This window comes from Nocardioides sp. CPCC 206348 (genome assembly GCF_048654705.1).
Classification (GTDB): domain Bacteria; phylum Actinomycetota; class Actinomycetes; order Propionibacteriales; family Nocardioidaceae; genus Nocardioides.
The window spans coordinates 122,963-123,525 of the sequence record NZ_JBMCZA010000198.1 but is presented as its reverse complement, the minus strand read 5'-3'; the positions used below and the strand labels follow the sequence as shown (position 1 = coordinate 123,525).

General features: G+C 70.5%; 1 protein-coding gene. It reads left to right on the top strand.

Annotated elements, in window-relative coordinates:
• A partial coding sequence (locus ACOADB_RS19025) for a hypothetical protein (RefSeq protein ID WP_378601981.1) occupies positions 1–563 on the top strand: 563 nt, incomplete at both ends.

Genomic DNA, 563 nt, shown 5'->3' with positions numbered 1-563 from the left:
GTCCGCTATCCCAGCGGGTCGGTGAGCGGGCGCTGGCCTCGCCGCTTCGACCGCGCTGTCTTGGTCGCCTACCCGTTGCTGTTCGTCGGCTATGCGACGAGCGACTCCTCGGTCACTGACGTCGTGCGCGACGAGCACCCGCCGGTCCGGCTGCCGGAGCTGCTTGCGGGCGGCATGGCAGCGGCTGCTGCGGTCGTGATCCTGGTCTGCGGCGTGGCGATCATCGCCGACGCCGTACGCCGGATCTGGACGTCGACCGGCTCCGAGAGGTGGGCGCTGGTCTGGCTGATGGCAGCGACCGTGTTCGCCGTCCTGGTCATCATGGTCGGACCGGACGAAGCCCTGGGTGACCTTGCGTACGCCGGGGTGCTGGTCACGGTGGCGACCGGGGTCCTGCGGTACGGCGCGCTCGGCATCCATGTGACGGTGCTGACCGGCGACCGCAACGACCCCTTCACTGCCCTGAACCGGCTGGGCTCCTCCATCGGGCAGGACATGGACGAGCGCTCGCTCGGAGACGTGCTGGACGCGGTCCGGGAGGCGCTCGACGTCGACGGCATCGC